Genomic DNA, 20,910 nt, shown 5'->3' on the forward strand with positions numbered 1-20,910 from the left:
TAATTAGAAATAAGTAGTCTGTAATGAATAAAATATAACAAAATATAACAAAATGTCTTTTTTCTTTAAAAATATCACCCTTTGTGAAATACTCTAAATTTTAAGGTTAAAATTTATAATTTTATTAACTATTAATTAAAATTGATGTTTTTATGGAAAAAACTACACAAACTTCCTTTGTTAAAGGGGGGATGAAGGTATTGCATTACCTTATCTTGAGCATCCTTTTCTTAACAATGGGCAATGATGCTTTTGCACAGGGTTATGTAACCCTAGGGACACAGGGCTCCCAAAGCGGTAATACCGGACAAAGCCCTGTAAGCGGTTATTATAATAGCCGCAGGATTCAGATTGTCTACTCAGCCTCAGAGCTATTGGCCGGAGGTGCTGCGGCAGGCAACATTGAAAAACTTGCCTGGGACGTTTCAGCCGTTTACTGGAGCGGGGGAGGACTTCCAAACTACACTATTAAAATGACCCACATCACTACGGCTGATATTCCTACAGCAGATTATGTGGAGCCATTAACTACAGTTAAAACTGCCTTTAGTTACATTCCTGCATTAGGTTTTAACGACATTACTTTTGATACTCCTTTTAACTGGAACGGTACAGACAATATCTTAGTTGATATTTGTTTTAATACTGCGCCATACCTGTCGGGTGGAGTACACGGGCAATGTTGGAACTATACAGGTGTAGCTAATAATTTCCGAAGCCGTCAGGCGGATGGATCAGATTTGTGTGGAAATGCAACTTCAAACAATAACTCTTCGTCTAAGCCAAGAGTTCGTTTCTTCATGCAGCTTCAGCCACCTTGTAGTGGTACTCCTGAAGGAGGTGCTGTATCAGGAGATTTAGTACGTAGTGCTTGTTCAGGTGCTACACCTTCTGTAATTACAGTTACAGGTGCGAGTCCGTTAGCTGTGTCTGGTATTTCATATCAGTGGCAGCAATCTATTAATGCTGGTACAGACTGGACAGATGTTACAGGCGGTACGGGAGCAACAACAGCTTCATATACTCCGGCAGCTTTTGCCGGTGCAAGTATTCAGTACCGTTTAAAGGTAACTTGTGCTAATGGTGCTGCAATGGATTATTCTGATGCAGTAACTTTTAATCCTGTTATTGCTCCTGATACTCAGGCTACAGCTTTAATTTTAGGTAATATTGGTAATACAGCAGCTGCTTTAAGCTGGACGAACGGAAACGGTGGTCGCAGAATGGTAGTGGTTAGTAATGTTGCTATTGTAGATCCTATCGATGGAATAGGTATAGCGGCTTACACAGCTTCTTCTACTTATGCAGGTGGTCAGCAAATAGTATTTGACGGTACAGGTTCATCTGTTACAGTAACTGGTTTAACTTGCGGTACTTCTTACTTTGTAAAAGTTTATGAGTATAACAGATGCGGTAGCGGTCCTTATGATACATATATAAATGTAACAGCAGGAACAAATGCGCTTACAATTACTGCTCCTGCCAGTGCAGGTGCTTTACCAATAACAAATAACTTTACGGGCTATACAGGTGCAAACTTAGGTGTAGTATTTCCGGGATGGTTTGAGGCTGCTATTTCAAGCACAACAAACGTAGAACCTACGTCGGCTAATCCTTCGGGAGTTTCTTCAGATTGGATTAACAGTAATGCTTTAGGTGTTCCTACTGCTAAGTTTAACCTATATTTAGGTAATGCGAATGCATGGATAATAAGCCCTAAAATAACACTTACTGCAAACTCAAGGCTTAAATTTAAAGCAGCTATAACTGATTTTGCAAGTTCATCTGCTGATCCGTCACGTATGCAGGGTACAGATGATAAAGTTAAAGTTATGGTTTCTGTTGACTGTGGTGCAACATGGACTCCTCTTTATACTTTTGAGGCAGCAAACACAACTACATTAACGAATGTATTAACAGACTATACTTTAATGTTAGGGGCTTATACAGGCCAAACCATCCAGATAGGTTTCCAGGCAACAGACGGTCCTCTTGATCAGTCACCTGATTATGATTTCCATATTGCTGATATTCTTATTGAAGAGCTTCCTGCATGCGATGTGCCTGTATTGGCAGCTCCTTCAGACATACTTAAAGACGGTGTAACTGTTTCATGGACTGCACCAACGGTAGGTGTTCCTACGGGTTATGAGTATGCGGTTATAACTTCTGATACCGCTCCGGCATCAGGTGATTCTACTACAGAAACTTCTGTAGACGTTACAGGTTTACTTCCTTCCACTACATATTATGTATATGTAAGAACACAATGTACAGATGTGTATAGTGACTGGGCTTTAGTTCAAACATTCACTACACTTTGTGATTACCCGGACATTTTAACTACCGACGGTGGTTCAGTTTGCGGACAAGGTGAGGCAGAACTTAATGCTACTACTGAAGACGGAGGTATACTTGCTTGGTATGATGCACAAACAGGTGGTAACTTACTTGGTGAAGGTGCAATGTTTACTACTCCTTTAATTACTGAAACTACTGACTTTTATGTTAGCTCTGGTGTACCAACTCCAGATACAAATGTAACTATTGGTAACGGAGGCAGTACAAGTTCAAGCGGTGGTAACTCACCTTACTATCATGGTTGGGGCGGAGTTAAAACACAATATATTTTAAAAGCTTCAGAGCTTAACGCAGCTGGTTTATATGCAGGTCCTATTAATTCTGTTGCCTTTACAATTACCTCATTAGGTACTTCAACCTTCAATAACTTTGCTGTAAGTATGGGGGCAACTACTCAAAATGCAGCTACTACTACACATATTGACGGATTAACTCCTGTATACAGTAATGCGGCTCAGCCATTAACTGTAGGTGTTAATACTTATACTTTTACTACTCCGTTTATGTGGGATGGTTCAAGTAACATTGTGGTACAGGTATGTTACAGTAACGTGAATTTTGGTGGTTCATCATCATCAGTACAGTATGATAACGTAGGCTTTGTATCTACAACTTATACTTATGCTGATAACCAGAGTGCAGCAGATATTTGTGCAGCCGTAACCGGTGGTGTTAATGGTTCTGGTAACACAACAACAGTTAACAACAGGGCTAAAATGATTTTAAATGGTACAGCTATTTGTTCAAGCCCTAGGGTTGCGGTAACTGCAACTGTGACAGAAGCACCTGCAATTGCAGCAGTAGCTTCTATGGAAGCAATATGTGAAGGTGGAAGTACAGATCTTTCTGTTACTAGTGATAACCTTGATTATGAATATGTATGGATGCCTGGTGACCTTTCTGGTGCTATGCAAACTGTATCTCCGGTTGAAACAACAACTTATATGGTGACAGCTACAGATCCTAATACAGGATGTGTTGCAGTGCAGGAAGTAACAGTTGTGGTTAATCCGCTTCCGTCTGCTGTAACAATAATGCCTGCTTCTTCAGATGTTTGTCAAAACTCTGTTGTTGCCCTTATGGCTTCAGGAGGAAGTACAATTATTACACAGCCATACTGTTCTCCTACAGTAGGAGAAGATGGAGCTTCTGGTGACTACCTTAACAACTTTACTTTTGCAAACATTGTAAACAATGCTTCTGGTGATGCAGCTAGTGACTATACTTATTATAGTGCCCTTACTGCTAACGTAAGTGGCGGACAAAGCTATACTATATCATTACAGGCTGGTAACCCTACCTGGACTGAATACTTTAGAGTTTGGATTGACTACAACCAGGATGGTGTGTTTGGTGCAGACGAGAGTGTTTATAACTCAGTAACAGGAGGTAACTCGTCAGTAGTATTTACAGGTACAGTTACAATCCCTGCAACAGCTTACAACGGTGTTACAAGAATGAGGGTGTTCTGTAGCTATAATGTGTTATCAGATGTGGCAGACTCTTGTTTCTTTGATGGTTATGGCGAATATGAAGATTATAATGTAAATATTACAGGTGCTGCAAACCCTGTAGATTATGTTTGGTCTCCACAAGGAGGTCTTTATACAGATGCTGCTGCTACTATGCCATATACAGGCCAACCGGCAGGAACGGTATATTACTATGCTACAGCTGATGCAAGCTACACAGCAACCGTAACAAGTGAATTTGGTTGTTCAGTTTCTGCAAGTACAGATCTTACAATTGTTGTTACTCCGGCTCCAACAGCTGATGCAACACAAACATTTTGTGCAGGTGCCACTGTAGCAGATTTAGTAGCAGATGGCGAAATGGTTAAATGGTATTACTCATCTACAGGGGGTAGCCCTCTTGCCGATACTGTAATGCTTAACGATGGTACAACATACTATGCTTCACAAACAGTAAACGGATGTGAGAGCGTAGCAAGAGTTATGGTAGCAACTGTAGTAAATACAACTCCTGCTCCTGTAATGGAAGAATATGTACAGGTTATTTGTAACTCTGGTACTGTGGCAGATTTAATGGCAACAGGTACAGATATACAATGGTATACTGATTTTGCAGGTGGCGAGCCACTAGATCCTGCTGCTGAACTTGAGCCAGGTATCGCTCTTTACTTTGCTTCTCAAACAGTAGACGGATGTGAGAGTTTAATGAGAGCTCCTGTAGCGGTATTTGTAAATGTGGTTGATACACCAATGGCAGATGCAGAACAAACTTTTTGTGGGAGTGCTACTGTGGCAGATTTAATGGCTGACGACGAGGTTATGTGGTATGCAGACGAAATGGGAGGTGAGCCTCTTGCAGCAGAAACAGCTCTTGAAGACGGCTTAACTTACTACGCTTCTATGATGTATGAAGGTTGTGAAAGTGCAGTAAGGGCTGCTGTTATGGTAACCATAACTACAGTAACTGAAATTGAAGGTGAGTCTATGCAGGAAATTGCAGTTGATGCCGGAGTAGATGCAGTTATCGAAGATATTGAAATAACTGTTGCAGATGGTGCTACAGTTGCATGGTATGCTACTATGGAAGATGCTATGAACGGAACTAACCAGTTAGCTCCGGGAGCAGTACTTGTTTCAGGTAATACTTACTATGCAGTACAGTATATAGGCGACTGTAGTAGTGCTCCGTTTGGAGTAGAGGTTTCAGTTACTCTTGATGCCAGAGATTTTGAGTCAGCTAACTTTGCTTACTGGCCAAATCCTGTAAAAGATGTGCTTAATGTTTCTTACTCTTCAGCTATAACTTCGGCAACGGTATACAATATGCTTGGTCAGCCGGTTATATCTCAGCAAATCAATGCTCTTGAAGGTACTGTTAACATGGCTAATCTTTCAGATGGTACTTATATAGTAGTAGTTGCTACAGAAACTGCAACAAAAACTATAAGAGTTGTCAAAAAACAATAATCCATATTATAACTAAACAGTCTTTTTGGCTGTTTTAGTTTCAAATATTCAAAAGCCGTCATAAAAATGACGGCTTTTTTATTTTATTTTAATAACATATTGATTTTAATTTAACAAAGCTTCAAAAAATATAACATTTTATTATTGTCGTGTAATTGATTTTTTAAATAAATATCAATTGTAGTACAATATTTACATTAAAATATAACAAAAAATCGTTTTATTTTAAAAATAACATGTATATGTTAAAATTAACACATATCTGGGCTGTATTTTTATATTTTTAGCAAACTAATTAATTAAAATCAATATAATTTCATGAACAAAATTACTTCAAGGGTTAATTTCCGGCCTTACCTCGGGAATTTGACCGAAAATCGGTTTTCCCGATTTTTACTCTTTTTTGTTATGTGTCTTGCCTTTACGGGGGTAAATGCACAAACAGTTACAATTGGTTCCGGAACCAATACTTCAACGAACTCTACGGTCGGTTCTGGCTTAGGTCCTGTAAACGGATATTATGAGTACATGCGTTATCAGGTAGTTTACACAGCTGCAGAGATTACAGCAGCGGGTGGTGCCCAAGGTTTTATTGACGAAATGGGCTGGAATGTGGCAGCGCTGCCTAATGCAGGTACACTTCCTAACTACAAAATCAGATTTGCATTAACAGATGCTACAGATTCAGCTTCAAATAATACGGCTGAACTTACAGAAGTTTACAGTGGAGACTACACTCCGGCGTTGGGATTTGATATGATAGATCTTACAACGCCTTTTTTATGGGATGGAACCAGTAATATCTTAGTTGATGTTTGTTATGGTTCTGTGACATACACAGCAGAGTTTGGTACTGTTTATACCTACGGTACTGCAGATAACAGCAGTAGGTTTGCAAGATCAGACAACTCTTCAAGATGTGGTGTTGCTACAGATATTGCAAATAACTTTAAACCACAGATACAGTTTACAATGTCTCCGCCACCAGCATGTTTCCCGGTTTCGGGATTAGCGGTTTCGGGCATCACAAACAGTTCGGCAGTTATTTCATGGAATGCTCTTACTACAGCACCTGCTGACGGATATGACTATTATGTATCTGAAAGTAGTACAGCACCTACAGCGGCAACAGTTCCTACTGATAATACAGATGAAACAAGTGTAATTCTAACACTGGACCCAACTACACAATATTATGTATGGGTAAGATCTGATTGTGGAGATGAAACTTCAGACTGGAGTTCTGCAATTACTTTTACAACTTTCCAGATTCCTGCAACAATGCCATTTAGTGAAGATTTTGAAACTTCACCAAACTGGAATGTTGCAAACGGTACTCAAACAAACAAATGGTTTATTGGTACTGCTGTAAATAATGGAGGCTCAAGCTCATTATATATATCAAATGATAATGGTACTACCAATGATTATAACAATGGTTCAACTTCTGTTGTACACGCTTACAGAGATATAACACTTCCTGCTAATATTGTTCAGGCAATGGTTTCTTTTGACTGGAAAGGTACAGGAGAAGATGGTTACGATTATCTTTCTGTATGGGTAGTTCCTGTTACTTATATTCCTGTTGCAGGAGAAGAAATTGAAGACACAGACGGTTTACAGGTTGTGGAAGAGCTAAGCCTTAGCGGCGATGCTTTCTTAACTGAACAATATGTAATTGATGCTGCAGATTATGCAGGGCAAACAGTAAGACTGGTATTTGAATGGATAAATGATGACGGAGTAGGTTCATCACCAGCTGCGGCAGTTGATAATATTAGTGTAACTGAGGTTACTTGTTTTGCTCCCGAAGAAGCAAATCATGTGGTTACTTATGAAGGGATTACTTTATCGTGGACAGCTTTAGAAACTGCCCCAACAGGAGGTTACGACTATTATTATAGCACACAAAATACAACTCCTACAGATGAAACAACACCTACAGGTAATACCGAAGAGATAACCTTGTCGTTAACTACACTTGATCCTGATACGGTGTATTATTACTGGGTAAGAAGTAACTGTAGTGGAACTTACAGCGAGTGGATAAGCGGTGGTTCTTTCAGAACTGAATGTGATGCTGTAACTCCGGTGGTAATGCAGGATTTTACAGATTATACAGAAAGCATACCGGGCGATTGCTGGAAAGAGCAAACAGGAGTTTTAGGTACTGCAGTTGTATTAGAAAATACAGATAGTAGCTGGCAAAGCGGTAACTATAACAATAATTCGGGAAATGCTAACGGTAAAGCGGCTTACATTAATTTATATGAAGAGTTAGACGATTGGTTTGTATCTCCGGCTATTGATTTAGGTGATGGCTCTGTAACGTATCAGTTAAGTCTTGATGCTTCAGTAATACCTTGGTCTGGCAGTACTCCAATTGCAGATATGGAAGACAAGTTTGTAAAAATTGTTGTTTCTACAGATGCAGGTAATACCTGGGATCTTGTTAATGTTATAAAAACATATGGCGGAGATAATATCCCTGCCGGAGGAGTATCTGATATTATTTCTCTTGAGGGTTATACAGGTATAATTAAAATAGGTTTCTACGCCCACAGTGAGGACGATGCTCCGGATAGTAGGTTCTATATTGATAATTTTGTTGTTGATGTTCAGCCTGCTTGTGCATTACCTATTGATTTAGTATACTCTGATGTAGCACAAAATTCAGTTCAGATATCATGGACGGCTCCGGCTACAGCTCCGGCAAACGGATATGAGTATTATGTAAACGAGGATGGCACAGTTCCTACTCCGGCTACCGAAGCTACAGGAAGTGTTGAAGCAGGTGTGTTAACTGCTGAAGTGACCGATTTAACATCGGGTACAAGAAACTATGTATGGGTAAGATCTAATTGTAGTGAAGATGCTCAAAGCGAATGGGTTGGTCCGGTATCGTTTATGACAGCTTGTACTCCGTCTGACTTAACGGTTACTGAGCCGGGTGAGGTTTGCGGACAAGGTACTACAGAGCTTGAGGCGTCAAGTACTACAGGTACTGTATACTGGTTTGAAAGTGAAGATGCTGCTTTACCTTTAGGAGAAGGTACTACTTTTGAGATTCCTTATATTACTGAAACTACGAGCTTCTATGTAAGTAGCGCTCAAACAAGTGTTGGTGCTCTTGTAAAAGTTGGTCAGGGTGCAGCTACTACAAATACGTACAGCAACCCGTTATACTCGGCTTGGAGTAACAACCATACACAACATTTAATTACAGCTGCCGAACTTACAGCTGCAGGATTATCTGCGGGTGATATTAATTCAATTGCTCTTGATGTTACATCTGCAGGAACACTGCCTATGAAAGATCTTACAATTAAGATAGGTACTTCTTCAGCTGTTAATATGGAAGCTTTTGTTGCAAACGATGCGTTTAGTGTTGTATATACTAATGTGTCATACCTTCCTGTAACAGGAGTTAATACATTTGATTTTGAAACTCTGTTTAACTGGGATGGTACTTCTAATATAGTAGTAGAGTTTTGTCATGGTAACAGTTCGTCATCTGCAACAATGAGCAGAACTGTGAAAAGTGACGTAACAGCTTATGTTTCTACTATTAAACATCACTTTAGTGAGAGTACTTCTGGTGCAGACGCATGTGCTGCTACAGAGGGTGGTACTGTGCTTACCTATTCAGTAAGGCCACAGTTTATATTTAACGGTAACGGACTTTGTTTCTCAAGCCGTGAAGAGGTTGAAGTTGTAGTAACAGATGCTCCTGATATTACTCCGGCAGCAACAGAAGAGGCAATTTGTATAGGTGGTAGTACAGATCTTTCTGTAACAAGTGATAATACAGATTATACTTATGTTTGGACACCGGGTGACCTTGAAGGAGCTTTACAAACAGTATCTCCTACAGAGACTACAACTTATACGGTAACAGCTACCGATGAGGTTTCAGGATGTATAGAAACAGCTACAATTACAGTAACTGTAAACCTTCTTCCGGATGAAATAACAATTGCCGAAGAACCAATTGAAATTTGTGGTAATGCATTACAGCCGCTTACAGCTCAGGGAGCTAATGTATCTGGCGAGGTGGTAATAGGTAACGGTACAACTGCTCCGTCAACTACAAGTTATCCTAATCCGCTTAGTGCATACTACGGAGGTGTTAAAACACAAATATTGTATACAGAACAGGAGCTTTTAGCTCAGGGTCTGGTTATAGGTGCACAAATTAGCTCTTTAGCTTTTGATTTTAATGCTTCGGTTGCTAATGCATGTAACGATTTAACTATCAGGATGGGTAGTACTACTAATACAAATATGGAAGGTGGCTTTGTAACTTCAGCTGCTTTACAAACTGTATATAACCAAAACTTTACTTCGGTAAGTGGTACTACAGGATTTGTTGACTTTAACCTTTCAACATCTTATACCTGGACAGGTGGTAACCTTATTGTAGAGGTAGTACACAATCAGGGTAATAATGGTAACGGTAGTGGTACAAGAACAAATACTACCACAACAGGGTTTGCAAGTGTATACTATGGTGCGAAAGATGGTGTTACGCCTGCAGGTGTGGCAAGTTTTGACGCTCTTACTTCTTATGATACTTCAAATTCATCTACAAGCAGGCCAAACATAAGCTTTAACTACAGCGTGGTTAATGCTGTAACATGGGCACCGGCTACAAACCTTTATACAGATGAAGAAGGTACAGTTGCATATACAGAAGGTGACGATGTTGATATGGTTTACTTCATGTCTAACGAAGCAGGTGAGTTTGCTTATACGGCAACAGCTACTAATGCTGCCGGATGTTCGGTTACTGCCGATGTTACGATTAATGTGAACGTAACAGAAACTCCTGTTGCAGATGCAGAACAAACATTTTGTGGTGCTTCTACCGTGGCAGACTTAACTGCTGATGGTAACGATATCCAGTGGTATGCTGATGAAACTGCTGATGAGGTTCTTACAGAAGAAACTGCTATTGAAACCGGAACATATTTTGTTTCTCAAATGATAGATGGTTGCGAAAGTGCAAGGGTAGCTGTTGAGGTTACGGTTAATATTACTCCGGCACCACAGGGTGAATCAGTTCAGGAAATAGGTGTTTATGCAGGCGAAACTGCTGATATAAGCCTTATAGAAGTAACAGGTGTAGAAGGTGGTGTTATTACATGGTACCTTACAGAAGAGGATGCTATTAACAACGAAAACTCTCTTGGTGATGATTATGTAATTGAAAATGAAGCTACTTACTATGCTGTACAAACTCTAGATGGTTGTCCTAGTGAGCCTTTTGCGGTAACGGTTTCTGTAGTGCTTGACACTAAAGATTTCGATTCAGCTAACTTTGCTTACTGGCCAAACCCTGTAAAAGATGTGCTTACTGTTTCTTACTCTTCGGCTATAACTTCGGCTACAGTATACAACATGCTTGGTCAGCCGGTTATATCTCAGCAAATCAATGCTCTTGAAGGTACTGTTAATATGGCTAATCTTTCAGAAGGTACTTACATTGTAATAGTTGCTACAGAAACGGCGACTAAAACAATAAGGGTAGTTAAAAAACAATAATCATGTTATAAAACGGGTATTTGAATACTTGTTTTAAAAAAAAGTAAAAGCCACCATTTTTTTGGTGGCTTTTTGTTTTTTTAAGAGTAACTTTGTTAAAAAAAAATAGCTAGATGTTTTTCTCTCTTGTTATACCTGTTTACAACAGGCCCGATGAAATACAGGAATTACTGGAAAGCCTTACAAAACAAACATATAAACAGCAGTTTGAAATAGTAATTGTTGAAGACGGTTCTTCTGTTACCTGTAAAGATGTGGTGAGCAGCTATGAGAACAGGTTGATGATTTCTTATTACTTTAAGGAGAACAGCGGTCCCGGCGACTCCCGTAACTACGGTATGAGAATAGCAAAGGGAGACTATTTTATCATTTTAGATTCCGATTGTATTTTACCGCCACACTACATGCAAAGCATTGCAGATAATCTTGAGAAAGATTATACCGATTGTTTTGGCGGCCCCGATGCTGCACACGAATCTTTTAGTGATGTGCAAAAAGCCATAAACTTTACCATGACCTCATTTTTAACTACAGGAGGGGTAAGGGGCAAATCAGAGAAAATAGAAAAGTTCCAGCCAAGAAGTTTTAATATGGGAATTTCCAAACAGGCCTTTGAAGCTTCGGGAGGATTTGGTAATATCCATCCGGGCGAAGATCCTGATCTTTCCATAAGGTTATGGAAGCTGGGCTACACTACAAAACTGTTTAAGGATAGCTTTGTTTTTCATAAACGCAGGATAGATTGGGAAAAATTTTATATACAGGTAAATAAGTTTGGTAAAGCAAGGCCAATACTGGATTTGTGGCATCCTGAATATAAAAAGCCGGTGTTTCTGTTTCCGTCGATTTTTATGTTCGGACTTATAGTTTCTCTTATATTACTGTTAATTAATGTGCATTTCTTTATAGATGTTTATATTTTGTACTTCTGTTTACTGTTTGTACTCTCAGCTATACAAAATAAAAGCCTTAAAATAAGCTTTCTGTCGGTAGTGGCTGCGTTTATACAGTTTTATGGTTATGGTTACGGCTATGCGGAATCATTGCTAAAAGTGCAAATCCTTAAACAAAAACCGGAAACAGCTTTTCCTAAATTATTTTTTAAATAATATGGGTACAAAAATTATTGGTTTAACGGGAGGTATAGGCAGCGGAAAAAGCACCATGGCAAACTATTTTGAGTCATTAGGAGTTCCTGTCTACATCGCTGATGAAGAAGCCAAAAAAATATTGTATCTGCCGGATGCTGTAAATGAGGTAAGGGAAGTGTTTGGTGAAGAAGTGTTTACTGAGCAATTGCCTGACAGGGCTAAGCTGGCTAAAGTGGTGTTTAATAACCCCGATAAACTAAAACAGTTAAACCAAATAATACATCCTAAAGTAAGGGATCATTTTACAAACTGGGTTACATTGCATAAATCGCAAAATTTTGTGATAAAAGAGGCAGCCATTCTGTTTGAAAGCGGAAGTTATAAAGACTGCTACAAGATAATACTGGTAACTGCCCCAAAAGGCCTGAGAATTAAGCGTGTTATGGAGAGGGATAAGATAACAAAAGAACAGGTTTTAGAGCGTATGTCTAACCAGTGGGATGAAAAAAAGAAAGAAGAGTTAAGTGATTATATAATATACAATACAAACCTTGAAGCTGCGAAAAATAAGGCGAGAGAGATATTTTTAGAATTGAATAAAATGTAAAAATTGCAGCCTTTGTTAATCTTTGGTTAATATATTAAAGGTTTAAATGTTAAAATGTTAATTTTGTAATGATGAATAAAACAAGATTCCGGTTATTGGTGTTCTTTATGAGCCTGTCGCTTATAGGTATCATTTTAGTTCAGCTGTACTGGATAAACTTATCATTAAAAATAAACGATGAACAGTTTAAGTCTCATGTGCAGCAGATACTTAACATGGTGGCTGAAAAATTGAGGGATGACGAAGAGCTTAGGTTCAACAACTTATATTATCATGTAAAAGATAGTGTGGGGCACAGGCCTACAAAAGCTGATTTTGCTAATTACATGTATAAAGGCGATTTAAAGGAGCATCAAAATACGGTTTACTCTGATTATTTATCGCAAACTTATAAGGAAGAATTAGATTTCTTTGATAAAAATGAACAGGAAGAAAAAGTTAGTTCATTAACAGAAAATTCTGGTGAAAATGGCATGACTATTGATGAGTATAAGCTTTCTTTAGAAAATGCCAGAAGAGAAGATGCAGCCAGAGAAAAACGGCATATAAAGTATCTTTTTGATTATTATAATACAGGAAGACCTATTGAAAGTAGGATATCTGAAAAGTTCTTTTTAAAAACGTTGAGGTCTGATCTTAAGGAGAATAAGGTAAATAAGGAAAATAAAGTTGATATAGATTTTGAATATGCTGTCTATAAAAACGGGCTGGCAACTAAAATGAGGTCTAAAAACTTTAGTTATGATCCTAATCTTAGTTATACCGCATCGCTATTTCCCGGCAGGGATGATGACATTTCAGAGAACTTTTACAGTTATAGGTTAATGGTTAGTTTTCCGTCTAAGAAACAGTATATACTTTCTAAGATTTTAGGTATAACCATGCTCTCTGTAATATTTACGCTCATTATAATTATTGCATACTTAAGCGCCATAAACCAGCTTATTAAACAAAAGCAGATTTCGGAAATAAAAACCGATTTCATAAACAATATGACGCATGAGTTTAAAACGCCCATTGCAACCATAAACCTTGCTCTGGACGCTATTAAGAATCCTAAGATATTGGGTGATACCGAAAAAGTACAGCGGTACCTCCAGATGATACGGGAGGAAAATAAAAGGATGCACTCTCAGGTGGAGAATGTATTACAGATATCTAAGCTGGACAGAAAGGAACTGGATATTACAAAAGACCAGGCCAACATACACGATATTATTGAAGACGCTATAGAGCACGTTCATTTAATTATTGAAGCAAGGGAAGGACATTTAACGCGTCACTTTCATGCAACAAGGACAACGACATTGTTAAACGATGTGCATTTTACTAACGTATTGGTCAACATACTTGACAATGCAATCAAATACTCTGAAGGTGAACCTGAAATAGATATCTATACCGAGAACGTTAAAGATTTTATTCTCATTAAGATCAGCGATAAAGGCTTGGGGATGTCTAAAACAACTCAAAAACGAATTTTTGAGAAGTTTTTCAGGGAACATACGGGTGACATACATAATGTTAAGGGGCACGGGCTAGGATTAGCCTATGTAAAAAGGATTATAGACGATCACAACTGTAACATTTATGTAGAGAGCGAGAAAGGAAAGGGAAGTACGTTTATAATTAAAATGCCACTAATAAATTAAAAAAAAGATATGGAAGAAACACACAAAAAAATTCTTTTAGTAGAAGACGATCCAAACTTTGGAGCGGTTTTAAAAGATTACCTGTCAATTAATGACTTCGAGGTTACTCTTGCCAAAAACGGTATGGAAGGCTTTGAAAAATTTAAGAAGGACAATTTTGATCTTTGTATTCTTGATGTGATGATGCCTTATAAAGATGGCTATACTCTAGCCAGAGAAATCAGGGAAAAAAATAAGGAAGTGCCTATTATTTTCCTAACGGCAAAATCTATGAAAGAAGATGTGCTTAAAGGTTATAAGGTAGGTGCAGACGATTACCTTAATAAGCCTTTTGACAGTGAAGTACTGCTTATGAAGATTAAGGCAATCATCCAGAGAAAAGCATCTGAAACTAAAACGGATAATGCTAAGTTTGAGTTCCAGATTGGTAGATTCCACCTTAACTCTAAGCTACGTTTCTTAACTTTTGATAATGAAGAGCCAATAAAACTTTCTCCAAAAGAAAACGAGCTTTTAAAAATGCTTGCGCTTCATGAAAATGATTTAATGCCAAGAGAGCTTGCACTTACTAAAATTTGGAGAGATGATAACTATTTTACATCTCGTAGTATGGACGTGTATATTGCTAAACTTAGAAAATACCTTAAACCGGATGAGGATGTTGAAATCCTTAACATTCATGGAGAAGGTTTCCGTTTAGTGGTAAAAAATAAAGTAGAGGAGAAATAATATATTTATAATCCACTATAGCGGGCTGCCTGAAAGGTTTTTTATGAATTCGATCTCATACTTACTTTTAGGCAGCTTTTTATTTATACCCAGTTTAGCTCAAGGGCAAAACTAGGTTTGTCTTCTTTTGCTACTACAAAATAGGTTTGATTATCCTGTTGGCCTTTTTTAATCGTTATTTTATCACCCAGTTTTAATTCCCTCAAATAATTCATGTCAAAGCTTTTAAGCTGCTGTTTTAGCAAAGGCTTAAAGTCAACGGCATCAAGGCACCATTCCAAGTATTTTACATTATTGGCATGAAATACTATATCAAGATCAGATAGTAGTACTGTTTTTTCGGTAGCAGTTTCATTCTCTCTCGTTACCTCCACTTTTTTAAATGATTCATTAGTAGGCATCCTGTCAGGGTACTTTTCAAAATGCTCGTGTGGCAATGCCAGTGCTTCCGATTTTCTCAGTTTGGTATTAAACACCGCCCAATAGGTTAAGGCACCTGCCACTTTCTTGTCGCCTATATACATTTCCAATGCCCTTATAGACCGGGAACCCTGTAGATCTAAAATCCATGTTTTTACGGTAACGGTATCCCTCCATTTAGGTAAATCCTCCACTTCAACCCTCATACGACTTAATACCCATGCCTGGTCATGTTGCTGCATATCGGTAAAACTCATTCCGCCCAACTCGGCGTGTGCACCGGCTGTAAGTTGCATAAGGTTACAAAGCTCGGTATGCTTTAAATGTCCGCTTGGCAGGCACTGTAAAAAATTAACTTCCCAGTCCTGAGAAAAAACCGATGTAAATTGGGGAGATATTGGCATTATAATGTGTTTTCTATGTAATTGATAATATCCTGCGGTGGGGTTTTAAAATCAAACCACTTTGCGTCTTCGGTACGTTTAAACCAGGTCATTTGTCTTTTGGCAAAGCGGCGTGTGTTCTTTTTTATTTCCTCTATAGCAAAGTACTTGGTAAACTCACCATCAAAATAACTGAATAATTCACGATATCCTACGGTTTGCAATGCATTTAACTTTTTGTTCGGATACAATGCTTTAGCCTCTTCAATAAGGCCATTGCTTACCATTATATCCACACGCATATTGATGCGGTTATACATTAGCTCCCTTTCGGCATCAAGCCCGATTATAATAGGAGTAAAGCGCCTGCTGTTCTTTTTGATATTAAGAAAAGAGGAGTAGGGCTTGCCCGAAGCAATACAAACCTCAAGGGCACGCATCATGCGTTGCGGATTTTCTTTAGCTACATTGGCATAATGCACAGGATCTCTTTTTTCGAGTTCCTTTTGCAGCCACTCTATTCCGTTCTTTTCGTAGTTGTCTATAATTTCCTGTCGTATTGCAGGGTCTATGTCCGGAAAATCATCAAAGCCCTTTAAAACGGCATCGATGTATAATCCCGATCCGCCTACCAGAACAGCAAAGTTGTTGGTTTTATAAAGCTCTTCAAGCTTTTCTATGGCATCGCGTTCAAAATCGCCTACGGTATAGTCTTCAAAAACGCTTATGTTCTGAATGAAATGGTGGGGTGCAGCAGCCAGTTCTTCTTCGCTCGGTACCGCTGTGCCAATATTCATTTCCTTAAAAAACTGCCTACTGTCTGCCGAAAGTATTTCGCAGTTAAAATGTTTGGCAAGCTCTATAGCCATAGCGGTTTTGCCAATGGCGGTAGGGCCTATTACGGTAATAAGATATTTTTTATTATTGGTCATTCCTGCTTTTTTGTAAATGATAGCCACAATTGTAGCAATAACTGGCATTGTCTTTATGATGATCGGCATTACAGTTTGGGCATCGCTGTGTGTTATTTACATCGTTGCGTTCCTGCATAAACTGAGCTGTAACAAGTCCGGTAGGTACGGCTATAATTCCGTAGCCCATTATCATAATTATAACAGATACAAACTGCCCTAAAGGTGTAATTGGTGTAATGTCTCCAAAGCCTACAGTAGTAAGAGTAACTATCGTCCAGTAAATGCTGACAGGGATATTTGTAAAACCACTTTCGGGACCTTCAATCATATACATTATTGTACCCAGAATTATACATAATATGATGACTGCAAACAGAAATACCGCAATTTTTGCCCTGCTCTTTTTTAGCGCTATAAGTAATTGGTTTGAAGCACCAACAAAATGTACCAGTTTTAGTATTCTGAAAACACGAAGTAGTCGTAAAGCCCTTATAGATAAAAGGAAGCTTAATGATAGCCCAGGTATAAGTATGTCTACATATTTTGGTAAGGTGGAAAGGAGGTCTATTATACCGTAAAAGCTTAATATGTAGGATAAGGGTTTTTTTACAGCTATAATACGCGAAATGTATTCTATAGTAAAAAGTATAGTTATTACCCACTCTGCAATGGCAAGTTCTTTTCCGTAAACCAGTCGTATAGATGCTACGCTTTCCAGCATAACTGCAACAATACTTATGATAATAACTACCAGTAAGGCAAGGTCAAAAAACTTACCTGCGGGGGTATCGGCCTCATAAATTACTTCATGCAGCTTTTGCCTGGATTTTTCTGGAATAACGGCGTTTTTCAAAGTAGTGGATTAGATTACTCTCAAAAATACTAAATCTACTAAAAACGTACTATTTTTAAAGCTTTCTTTTTTCTGATGTAGCTCTTAATAATGTTCTTGGCATCCTTGTTATTTTCCATAGGGACAAGAATGTTTTTAAGGATATCTATTTTTGTAATCTGATAGTTAAGGTTAAAGAAGGCATAGCCTTTGTACTCGCCTTTTTCTATAAGTACAGCACTGCGTTCTTCCAGTGTACGGCCACGATCTATAATAATCATGCTTTGGTTGTAGAAACTGTTATTATCTACAAACTCCTGTACACGTTTGTTGTATTCTTCGGCAGGTTCATTACCTATACACGCTCCATTACAGGTGTTAAGCTCATAACCGAAACAACTCGCTTTAGAAGGTGATTCCAGTCCGTTAACCTTTTTGCAAAGTTTATATTTCTCTACAATTTTATGTAAAGCGTTTTTACCATCGGTAACGCTGGCAAAGGAAACCACCTCTTTTTTACGGCCGTCGGTTTTTTGTAACGTCAGGCACAGGTAACCATCCTTATTTTTTTCGACATAAACAGACCATGGGAAAACCGTTTTCTTTTGAGCACGGTTATATATAGGTTTGTTTACTTTTATTTCCTGGCATTCCTTAAGCAGGGCGATAAGTTCGCTGCCTGTTTCCTCATACTTAACGGCAAACACATCACGCTGTATGCGTTTAGATTTACCTGTAGTAGCCGTAAAGTGCTGGTTAAGTCTCTTTTTTATGTTGGTACTCTTGCCTATGTAGATAAGGTCGCCATTTTCTTTATATATGTAGTAAAGCCCCGTAACAGAGGGTATACCTTCCAGCAGGTCAAACAGTTTAGGGGAAATTCCTTTTTTGCTGTCGGTTTTAATAAGGCTTTTTACAATCTCTTTGCCGGAGTCTTTAGCGAGTAACAGTTTAAAAAGCTGCACGGTTGCCATAGCATCTCCCGAGGCGCGGTGCCTGTCGCTCATAGGTATTCCCAGTGCGCGTACCAGCTTACCCAGGCTATGCGATTTCTGTTCTGGCATAAGCTTTTGTGAAAGCTCTACCGTACATAACGACTGACGTTCAAAATTATATCCCAGTCGGCTAAACTCTGTGCGCAGTACCCTGTAATCAAATTGGGCATTATGGGCTACCACAATACAGCCTTCGGTAATTTCTATAATGCGTTTTGCTACCTCATAAAACTTAGGGGCGCTGCGAAGCATGGCATTATTAATACCGGTAAGTTTTATTACAAATGGCTGAATGGGTCTTTCGGGGTTTATAAGGCTTATAAACTGGTCTGTTACCTCGTGCCCGTCATATTTATAAATGGCAATTTCGGTTATTCCCTCTTCATTATACTGTCCACCAGTAGTCTCTATGTCAAGTATTGCGTACAAAAAGCCTGTTTCTTGTTTAAAAGTTTTAAAGTTGCAAATTTCGGATAAAAATCCCGAATTTTAATGTCTTAAGCCAAAAATACTGCTACCCACCCTAATCATGGTGCTTCCGCAATCTATAGCGATTTTATAATCGCTGCTCATACCCATAGAAAGGGTTTGCAGTTTAAAGTTGTCAGTTTCAGGGTATTCTTTAAGGCGGTCAAAGATTCCTTTAAGATAAGCAAACTCTTTTTCAATCTGGTGCTCGCTATCTGTAAATGTAGCCATGCCCATAAGTCCGGTAACCACAATGTTCTTCATTTCCTTAAACTCATCAGAGTCAATAAGCTCCTTTAGCTCTGCTTCATACAGCCCGAATTTAGTATCCTCCTCGGCAATGTGCATTTGCAGCAGACAGCTTATAACCCTGTTGTGTTTTTTAGCCTGCTTGTTTATTTCTTTAAGCAGCTTCAGGCTGTCTACCCCATGTACCAGGCTAACAAACGGAGCCATATATTTTACCTTATTGGTTTGTACGTGGCCTATCATATGCCATTCAATGTCCTTAGGCATTTGTTCATGCTTATCGGTCATTTCCTGGATTTTGTTTTCTCCAAAAATGCGCTGCCCCGCCTCATAAGCTTCCGTAAGGTCGCTAACTGGCTTTGTTTTGCTTACTGCTACAAGAGTTACATGTGCAGGAAGGGATTGTTTTATAGTAAGTAAGTTATCTTTTATTGACATTTTCTGATAATTCGATGATTCGTTTTTCGACTATTTAGAATTAATCCTGAAATCTGATACCAAATTGATTAAATCTCATAAATCACAAGGCCGCTTCTGAATTTAGGTTCTATATACGTACTCTTAGGAGGCATGATAAGGTCGTTATCGGCCAGTTCCTTAATCTCGTTTATAGAGGCAGGGTAGAGCATAAAGCCCACTTCAAAATCGCCACTGTCTACCTGTTTTTTTATTTCGGTAATCGGTTTGCTGCCGGGTATATAATCTATACGTTCGTCATTACGCAAATCGCCTATACCTAATAACGGATTGAGCACCTTAGTGTACAATATTTGTGCGTCCAGTGCTTCCATTACCGACTTAAAGTTAGTGTCTTTTAGTGAAAGTGCATAGAAATCACCGTCTAAATACATGCCGTACTGGTATTTTTGTTTTGGTTTCCATAGCTCCTGTTGCTTGTTCTCCACCACAAAATCCTTTTCCAATGCCTTAAGGAAAGCCTGCTTGGTAAGTCCGTTAAGGTCGTTTATAATACGGTTATATTCGTATATCTTAAGGTTGGTTTCACAGATAAGGAAACTCATAAAGTAGTCCAGGTTAGCATTACCCGAAGCCTTATCCTGATCATAAAGCATTTCTGCCGAAGCCGAACGGTGATGACCATCGGCAATATATATATTACCTGCCTTTTCAAACTGTTCCTGTATCCATTGTATTTCGTCTTCCTCCTTAATACGCCAAAGAATATGTTTATCTTTATTTGGGGTAGAGAAGAGGTACAAAGGCCTTTTTTGTTTCCGCTTATCAATCCATTCCTGCAGTTCGTTGTTTTGCGGGTAGGTAATTAGTACCGGTTCGGTATTAAAGCCAGTTTGGTGCAGGTAATCTTTAAACAGCTCAACACGGTAGGCAAGGGTATCCTCATGTTTTTTTATTACGTTGTTCTTGTAATCTTCTATAGATGTGCCTGCTATAATACCGGTAAACGAGTTGTTTTTGCTTTGTATTTCATACAGGAAAAATACGGGAGAAGCTTCCTTTTTAAAAACATCTTCGTCTTTAAATTCCTGATACTTTAACTGTACGCCCTTAAACCTTGTAGCTGTTGCTATTTTTTGCAGGTTTACATAAGCAGGGTTTAGTATGTGTAGAAACGAAAAGGGATTATAGTCAAGCTGTGAGGCCAGTTCGGCAGGGGTATACTCGTCGTAAGAGCGTGATGTTACCAGGCTCACTTTATCGCGGGTAGGGCGCACTGCCTTAAAAGGAACTATTTTTGCCAATTTGT

Annotated in this window: 12 protein-coding genes; 6 read left to right on the forward strand and 6 right to left on the reverse strand. The window is 38.7% G+C overall.

What is annotated here, in order from left to right:
* Positions 1–152 precede the first annotated feature (152 nt).
* The 6 genes from NU09_RS04985 (at position 153) to NU09_RS05010 (ending at position 14,923) form a co-directional block, all read left to right on the forward strand.
* Positions 153–5,300: a GEVED domain-containing protein gene (locus NU09_RS04985; RefSeq protein WP_129750158.1), complete on the forward strand. Its 5,148-nt coding sequence runs from the start codon at positions 153–155 to the stop codon at positions 5,298–5,300.
* Positions 5,301–5,708: 408 nt separating this feature from the next.
* Positions 5,709–10,844, forward strand: coding sequence for a fibronectin type III domain-containing protein (locus NU09_RS04990; RefSeq protein ID WP_165357665.1), 5,136 nt, complete (start codon positions 5,709–5,711; stop codon positions 10,842–10,844).
* 113 nt (positions 10,845–10,957) lie between these two features.
* On the forward strand, positions 10,958–11,953 hold the full coding sequence (locus NU09_RS04995; protein ID WP_129750160.1) for a glycosyltransferase: 996 nt from the start codon (positions 10,958–10,960) through the stop codon (positions 11,951–11,953).
* Between the two features lies 1 nt (position 11,954).
* Positions 11,955–12,542, forward strand: a complete 588-nt coding sequence (coaE, locus tag NU09_RS05000) for a dephospho-CoA kinase (protein WP_129750161.1) — start codon at positions 11,955–11,957, stop codon at positions 12,540–12,542.
* Positions 12,543–12,613: 71 nt separating this feature from the next.
* Positions 12,614–14,194 carry a sensor histidine kinase gene (locus NU09_RS05005; RefSeq protein WP_129750342.1) on the forward strand — a complete coding sequence of 527 codons (1,581 nt, stop codon included), beginning with the start codon at positions 12,614–12,616 and terminating at the stop codon, positions 14,192–14,194.
* 9 nt (positions 14,195–14,203) lie between these two features.
* A complete protein-coding gene (locus NU09_RS05010) occupies positions 14,204–14,923 on the forward strand; it encodes a response regulator transcription factor (protein WP_129750162.1) in 720 nt (239 codons plus the stop codon).
* Positions 14,924–15,006: 83 nt separating this feature from the next.
* Here NU09_RS05010 and NU09_RS05015 read toward each other — a convergent pair whose 3' ends face one another.
* The 6 genes from NU09_RS05015 to NU09_RS05040 all read right to left on the reverse strand — a co-directional run bounded on the left by NU09_RS05015 (position 15,007) and on the right by NU09_RS05040 (position 20,905).
* Complete coding sequence (locus tag NU09_RS05015) at positions 15,007–15,747, reverse strand: acyl-[acyl-carrier-protein] thioesterase (protein ID WP_129750163.1); 741 nt, start codon at positions 15,745–15,747, stop codon at positions 15,007–15,009.
* Positions 15,747–16,658 (reverse strand): tRNA (adenosine(37)-N6)-dimethylallyltransferase MiaA, encoded by a 912-nt coding sequence (gene miaA / locus NU09_RS05020; protein ID WP_129750164.1) that lies wholly within the window; start codon positions 16,656–16,658, stop codon positions 15,747–15,749. The genes NU09_RS05015 and miaA overlap by 1 nt, the downstream gene beginning before the upstream one ends.
* Positions 16,648–17,493: an ion transporter gene (locus NU09_RS05025; protein WP_129750165.1), complete on the reverse strand. Its 846-nt coding sequence runs from the start codon at positions 17,491–17,493 to the stop codon at positions 16,648–16,650. The genes miaA and NU09_RS05025 overlap by 11 nt, the downstream gene beginning before the upstream one ends.
* Before the next feature lie 38 nt (positions 17,494–17,531).
* Positions 17,532–18,896: an exonuclease domain-containing protein gene (locus tag NU09_RS05030; protein ID WP_129750166.1), complete on the reverse strand. Its 1,365-nt coding sequence runs from the start codon at positions 18,894–18,896 to the stop codon at positions 17,532–17,534.
* Between the two features lie 60 nt (positions 18,897–18,956).
* Entirely contained in the window at positions 18,957–19,622 is a 666-nt protein-coding gene (locus NU09_RS05035; protein ID WP_129750167.1) for a YggS family pyridoxal phosphate-dependent enzyme, read from the reverse strand.
* Positions 19,623–19,690: 68 nt separating this feature from the next.
* Positions 19,691–20,905, reverse strand: a complete 1,215-nt coding sequence (locus NU09_RS05040) for a DUF1015 domain-containing protein (protein WP_129750168.1) — start codon at positions 20,903–20,905, stop codon at positions 19,691–19,693.
* Positions 20,906–20,910: the final 5 nt, after the last annotated feature.

It is taken from the genome of Flavobacterium beibuense (assembly GCF_004151245.1).
GTDB classification, from domain to species: domain Bacteria; phylum Bacteroidota; class Bacteroidia; order Flavobacteriales; family Flavobacteriaceae; genus Flavobacterium; species Flavobacterium beibuense_A.

Bases quoted from the DNA above. Each gene is read 5' to 3' on its own strand.
- NU09_RS04985 (WP_129750158.1), top strand. From the start codon at position 153: ATGGAAAAAACTACACAAACTTCCTTTGTTAAAGGGGGGATGAAGGTA.
- NU09_RS04990 (WP_165357665.1), top strand. From the start codon at position 5,709: ATGTGTCTTGCCTTTACGGGGGTAAATGCACAAACAGTTACAATTGGT.
- NU09_RS04995 (WP_129750160.1), top strand. From the start codon at position 10,958: ATGTTTTTCTCTCTTGTTATACCTGTTTACAACAGGCCCGATGAAATA.
- coaE (WP_129750161.1), top strand. From the start codon at position 11,955: ATGGGTACAAAAATTATTGGTTTAACGGGAGGTATAGGCAGCGGAAAA.
- NU09_RS05005 (WP_129750342.1), top strand. From the start codon at position 12,614: ATGAATAAAACAAGATTCCGGTTATTGGTGTTCTTTATGAGCCTGTCG.
- NU09_RS05010 (WP_129750162.1), top strand. From the start codon at position 14,204: ATGGAAGAAACACACAAAAAAATTCTTTTAGTAGAAGACGATCCAAAC.
- NU09_RS05015 (WP_129750163.1), bottom strand. From the start codon at position 15,747: ATGCCAATATCTCCCCAATTTACATCGGTTTTTTCTCAGGACTGGGAA.
- miaA (WP_129750164.1), bottom strand. From the start codon at position 16,658: ATGACCAATAATAAAAAATATCTTATTACCGTAATAGGCCCTACCGCC.
- NU09_RS05035 (WP_129750167.1), bottom strand. From the start codon at position 19,622: ATGTCAATAAAAGATAACTTACTTACTATAAAACAATCCCTTCCTGCA.